The sequence below is a fragment of the Roseateles sp. P5_E11 genome (genome assembly GCF_054049355.1).
Map to the genome: position 1 here is coordinate 1 of NZ_JBFUMO010000481.1, position 4,535 is coordinate 4,535.

The 4,535-nt window shown below is 68.2% G+C and carries 4 protein-coding genes and 1 pseudogene; 3 read left to right on the forward strand and 2 right to left on the reverse strand.

Translation table 11 applies throughout. From position 1 onward, the window contains the following. Window positions 1–990: pyridoxal-dependent decarboxylase, exosortase A system-associated (locus ACXJKR_RS25090; protein ID WP_457325132.1), on the reverse strand; the 990-nt coding region annotated here is incomplete at its 3' end. Further along, window positions 987–2,576 carry an acyl-CoA ligase (AMP-forming), exosortase A system-associated gene (locus tag ACXJKR_RS25095; RefSeq protein ID WP_457325133.1) on the reverse strand — a complete coding sequence of 530 codons (1,590 nt, stop codon included), beginning with the start codon at window positions 2,574–2,576 and terminating at the stop codon, window positions 987–989. The genes ACXJKR_RS25090 and ACXJKR_RS25095, both read right to left, overlap by 4 nt. A 101-nt stretch (window positions 2,577–2,677) precedes the next feature. Here ACXJKR_RS25095 and ACXJKR_RS25100 point away from each other — a divergent pair, with 101 nt between their 5' ends. The 3 genes and pseudogenes from ACXJKR_RS25100 to ACXJKR_RS25110 form a co-directional block, all read left to right on the forward strand. After that, window positions 2,678–2,932, forward strand: coding sequence for an acyl carrier protein (locus ACXJKR_RS25100; RefSeq protein WP_056195895.1), 255 nt, complete (start codon window positions 2,678–2,680; stop codon window positions 2,930–2,932). A 17-nt stretch (window positions 2,933–2,949) separates the two neighbouring features. After that, window positions 2,950–4,131, forward strand: a complete 1,182-nt coding sequence (locus ACXJKR_RS25105) for a DegT/DnrJ/EryC1/StrS family aminotransferase (RefSeq protein WP_457325135.1) — start codon at window positions 2,950–2,952, stop codon at window positions 4,129–4,131. Between the two features lie 23 nt (window positions 4,132–4,154). Then, a pseudogene (locus ACXJKR_RS25110) lies at window positions 4,155–4,535 on the forward strand (GNAT family N-acetyltransferase); the annotation flags it as partial.

The window sequence follows — 4,535 nt, forward strand, 5'->3', positions numbered from 1 at the left end:
GTGCAGGCCACCATCGGCCACCAGGAAGACCTGGCCGCGCGAGACCTTGCGGTCGACGATGCGGCTGACATAGATGCCCGCTTCGCCGACGAAGTAACGACCCAGCTCGACGACGAGCTTGGACAGCGGCAGGTCGGTCTTGGCGCGTGCTTGCAGCCCGGCAAGGTTGTCGGCGATGGGTGCCAGATCGAGCCGCGATTCGCCTGGGAAATACGGGATGCCAAAGCCCCCCCCCAGGTTCAGGAACTTGACAGGTGACGGCGCGGCCTCGGCCAGTCGCAGGGCCAGTTCGTAGCTCTTGAGCTGCGCCTCGCAGATGGCCTCAGCCTTGAGGTTTTGCGACCCGGCGAACAGGTGAAAGCCCTCGAAGGCCAGGCCGTCACCGCTCAGCCGGCCCACCTCAGCCAGCACCTCGGGCAGAGCCTCGGCGTCGATACCGAACTGCTTGGGGCCACCGCTCATGCGCATGCCCGAGCCCTTGAGCTCGAAGTCGGGGTTCACGCGCAGCGCGACGCGGGCTGGCAGGCCCAGGCGCTGCGAAGCACGGGCCAACGGCACCAGCTCACGCACCGACTCGACATTGACCAGCACGCCGGCCGCGACGGCCTGGCCCAGCTCGATGTCACGCTTGCCGGGGCCGGCAAAGCTGACCTCGTGCGGGTCGGCACCGGCGTTCAGCGCCACCTGCAGTTCGCCCGCCGAGGCCACGTCGATACCGTCCACCAAGCCGGCCATCAGCTGCACCAGCGCCGGCATCGGGTTGGCCTTCATCGCATAGTGCAGTTCTAGCCCCAAGGGCAGAGCCGCGCGCAACTCGGCGACGCGGGCTTTCAGCAGCCCGCGGTCGTAGGCGTAGAACGGCGTCTGGCCGACTCGCTCGGCGAGCACGGACAGGCGCTGGCCGCCGACCAGCAGTTCGCCATTCGCGTCGCGGGGAAAGAGCACGGGCGCGTGCTCAAGGGCGCGCTTCGGGGGGATGGGATCGCTCATGCAGCGTRCTGTTCAAGCCAGTCGGTCGAGAGGGTTTTGCGATCGATCTTGCCGTTGGGGTTGCGCGGCAGCGGGCCCGAACGGACATCGACGCCGTGCGGCACCATGTAGGCGGGCATGCGCGCCTTGCAAGCGGCGGTCAGTGCAGCGAGGTCCAGCTCGGACGCGCCTTCCGGCGGTGTTGCGATGACCTGGATGGCCTGGCCGAGGGTGTCGTGATAGACGCCAAAGGCCACGCATTCACCCACCAGGCCAGTGGCGTACAGGACCTCCTCGACCTCGGTCGGGCTGACGCGATAGCCCGAAGTCTTCATCATCTCGTCACGGCGGCCGACGAAGTACAGGAAGCCTTCGGCGTCGCGCTTGACTGTGTCGCCGGAGAACACCGCGAACTCCGGCAACTGCAGGCCGCCTTCGCGCCCGCCCACGCCGACCGGGAGCGGCTTGTAGCGCTCGGCCGTCTTCTCGGCGTCGTTCCAGTAACCCAGGCCGACGAGCGCACCGCGGTGCACCAGCTCGCCCGGCTCGTCTGGCGCGCATTCGCTGCCATCCTCGCGCAGCACCAGGATCTCGGCGTTGGGGATGGCCTTGCCGATGGAGTCCGGCCGGCGGTCCACCTCGCCCGGCGGCAGATAGGTCGAGCGGAAGGCCTCGGTCAGGCCGTACATCAGGAAGGGTTGGGCCGACGGCGCCTTGGCGCGCAGCAGGTCCAGCGTCGCCCGCGGCATGCGGCCGCCGGTGTTGGCGAAATAGCGCAGGTTGGCGTCGATGGCGGCCGGCCATTCGAGCTGGGTCAGCTGGATGTAGAGCGGCGGCACGGCGGTCAGGCCCGTGACCTTCTCGCGCTCCATGGCCTTGAGCACGTCCTTGGGCAGCAGATAGTTCAGCAGCACGACGCGGGCGCCGCTGTGGAAGGCCGTGGTCAGTTGGCTGAAACCGGCGTCGAAGGACAGCGGCAGCGCGGCCAGCAGGGTGTCACTGGCGCGATTTTCCAGGTAGCTCGCCACGCTCTTGCCGCCCGCCACCATGTTGCGGTGGGACAGCACGACGCCCTTGGGCCGCCCGGTGGAGCCCGAGGTGTAGAGGATGGCCGTCATGTCGGTGTCGATGACGCGATGGCCGGCATGCGCTGGGCTTTGCAGCAGCGCAGCCCAGTCATGCACCGGCACCGGGGCCGAGCCCGCACCGCTGGTCAGCACGACATGGCGTAGCGACGGGCATTGCGTCAGCACGTCGCCCAACTGGGCCAGGCGCTCGGGCGATGTGACGAGCACCCGTACATCACAGTCCTGCAGGATGAAACCGACCTGATCGGGCTTGAGCAAAGGGTTCAGCGGTACGAAAACGCCACCGGCAGCGGGCGCGCCAAAGCTGGCGACGACGGTCTCGAAGCGCTTTTCCAGGTAGATGGCGACCCGTTCGCCACGGGCCAGGCCCAGTTGCATCAGGCCGCTGGCAAAGCCGCGCACGGCGGCATCCAGCTCGCCATAGCTCAGCGTCAGCGCACCATAGGTCAGGGCCGGGGCGTCGGGCGTGCGCTCGGCGGCAACGGCCACCAACTCGTGCAACAGGGTCGATTCGGGCATGAAAAAAGTATCTCACGCGACCCTTGAGCCAAGGGGTGAGCGCCCCGGGAGCAAGGGGGGGAGGACGGCTAAACTGCGCGGCTGCTTTTTGGAAGCTCCCAATGGACAAAGATCAGGTTCTCAGCCATGTGCTGAGGCTTCTCGACGAGGTGCTGAGCCTGAACGGCCGCGCCCAGACCTTCACCCGCGACACCGCCCTGCTCGGCGCCCTGCCCGAGCTGGACTCGATGGCCGTGGTCAGCCTGATCACCGCACTGGAGGAGCAACTCGGTCTCGCCGTCGACGATGACGACATCGACGGCGACACCTTTGCCACAGTGGGCTCGCTGGCGGACTTCGTCGCCGCCCGGCTCTGACCGAATCAAATTCGCGAATGAACGTCGACCTCACGCCTCGCTTGGCGCCCCGGCACCCGGTGCCGGGCCCGCACAACAGGCAGGTCGACGCAGAGGCCCAGACGCTGCCCTGCCTGCTTGACCGGCCGGGAGCGCTGCTGACCAGCAGCGGCCGTGCAGCCATCCTGCTTGGCCTGGAGAGCCTGGCGCTCACGCCGGAGCAGCGCGTGCTGGTGCCCAGCTACCACTGCCCCACCATGGTGTCGCCGGTGCTGACGCTGGGGCATCAGCTGGGTTTCTATCCCATTGACGCCGATGGCCGCCCCAGCCTGGACTGGCTGGAGCAGCATGCACCCGCCGATACGCGCGTGCTGTGCGTTGCCCATTTCTTCGGCCTGCCGCTGGATCTGCGCGATCTGCACGCTTGGTGCCAGCGCCGCGGCGTGCTGATGCTGGAGGACTGCGCGCACGCCATGTTCGGCCAGGGTGAAGGAGGCGCCGTGGGCGCGCTGGGCGATGTGGTCATTGCCAGCCTGCCCAAGTTCTTCGCGGCGCAGGACGGCGGCCTGCTGCTGGTCCGGCAGCCGGCCCGGCCGGTGGCGCCGCTGACGCCCGTGGGCCTGAAGGGCCAGCTGAAGGCGTCGCTGGACGACCTGGAAATCAGTGCGCGCCATGGCCGCCTGGGGCACTGGCGCCTCTGGGCGAGCCCGCTGCTGGCTCTCAAGCAGTTGCTGCGCGGTGGCAGCGCGCCGGCGCCCAGGGCCGCGCCTCAAGCTGCCCAATTTGATCCAGCGGGCGACTATGCACGCATCGACGTGGCGCTGTGCCATCGCGCACCGACGCGCGCTGCCAGGCGCGCGGCGTTGTTGACGTCCCGCGGTCGCGTCGTCGCCAGGCGGCAGCAGCACTACCGCGCGCTGGCCCAGGCGCTGGCCAACCAGGCGGGCATGCATCCCCTGTTCCCGGCCTTGCCCGAGGGCAGCGCACCCTACGTCTTCCCGTTGTGGCTGGACGAGCCGGATGCCGTCTACCAGGCACTGAGGGCGCGCGGCGTGCCCGTATCGCGCTGGGACTGGCTGTGGCCCGGGGTGCCGGATCTGGCCGGTGATCAAGGAAAGATCTGGTCCCGCCACGTACTGCAGTTGCATTGCCATCAAGACATGAGCGACCAGGACCGACACTGGGTGATCGACTCTCTCCTCACCTACCGCAAGAGTTGATTGCCTTGAAAACAACTTCAAAGATGGACTGGAAACTCGTTCCGGCAAAGCAGTTGGCCGCCCTGGCCACACAGTGGGATGCACTGCAGGCGAAGGCGTTGCCGCATGCCTTCCTGCGCAGCGATTTCCTGCTGTGCTTGCTGGACCAGTTCGGCCAGGGTAGAGAGCTGCTCGCCTATCGCGAGGACGGCACGGGCTGGACGGCGGCGCTGCTGATCCAGCCCCAGGGCCAGGGTCGCTGGAACAGCTTCCAGCCGTCCCAGCTGCCGCTGGGACCCGTGCTGCTGCCGGAGGACGAAAGCCTGGAGGCGTCTCTGCAGTCCCTGCTGCGGGCGCTGCCCGGCCTGGCCTTGACCGTCGGGCTGACGCAACTGGACTCGCTGGCCCACGTCGGGCCTTTCAAC

Bases quoted from the DNA above. Each gene is read 5' to 3' on its own strand.
- ACXJKR_RS25100 (WP_056195895.1), top strand. From the start codon at position 2,678: ATGGACAAAGATCAGGTTCTCAGCCATGTGCTGAGGCTTCTCGACGAG.
- ACXJKR_RS25105 (WP_457325135.1), top strand. From the start codon at position 2,950: ATGAACGTCGACCTCACGCCTCGCTTGGCGCCCCGGCACCCGGTGCCG.